Here is a 735-nt window from a genome sequence, read left to right as displayed (position 1 = left end):
TTACCCCGGCTACGCGCCGCGTATTCCCACTGCGCCTCCGTCGGCAGCGAGAACGGCAGGCCCGTTACCCCTCCCAGCCACGCACAGTACCGCTCCGCTTCGTTCCAGTCCACGCGGGCTGGCGTATCCGGGATCCGTTTCCTGTCATTCCAGTCCCTCCCGTTTAAACGCCCCTTGACCTCCCGGCCCTTCAGGCCATTCCAGGCCAGATAAAACTGGTACTGCTGGTTGCTGGTTTTAAACTTACTCAGCGAATAGCTGCTTAACTCCACCCTGTGCAAAGGCTTGCTGTCTTTATGCCCGTCGTACTGCAGTTTTTCCACGCCATATTCTTCGCCAAAATCCCCCATCAGGTATTCACCGCCTTCCACAAATACCTGCTCTGACTTTATCTGCGCCACAAACTCCTGCAGCCGGGCCTGGTCTTCCGCACTGTGCAGGGGTTTGACTGAGGCGGGGTCGCAGCCAGCTGCTGCGACTATCGCAATGGCGCACAGCCACAACCTGTCGTTTTTCATTATCACAGACCTCACTTCACCGGACTCGGGTGGTTAACGGCGCAGCGCACGGTTTTGTCGGTTGGCAGATATGGTCTGCTTTCAGGGTCCGCTTTATAGCGCACCATGGTCAGTCCGCGCCCCGGCCCTGAGAAGTCCTGGCTGCGCAGCACCCGCGTGTAGTACCCGTCCGGGTCTTTAAATACCGGCTGCTCCGGGCCCTGCGGGTCTTTTACCG

The 735-nt window shown here is 58.9% G+C and carries 1 protein-coding gene and 1 pseudogene; both read right to left on the bottom strand.

Features of this window, described 5'->3' with window-relative positions:
• The coding region (locus OGX67_RS01135) for a formylglycine-generating enzyme family protein (RefSeq protein ID WP_286525686.1) at nt 1–518 on the bottom strand (518 nt) is incomplete at its 3' end.
• A gap of 11 nt (nt 519–529) precedes the next feature.
• Nucleotides 530–735: pseudogene (locus OGX67_RS01130) on the bottom strand (formylglycine-generating enzyme family protein); the annotation flags it as partial.

Source organism: Citrobacter sp. Cf118, from assembly GCF_030334095.1.
GTDB lineage: Bacteria > Pseudomonadota > Gammaproteobacteria > Enterobacterales > Enterobacteriaceae > Citrobacter > Citrobacter freundii.
The sequence above is the reverse complement of the archived record's forward strand: the minus strand, read 5'-3'. Positions and strand labels throughout refer to the sequence as shown.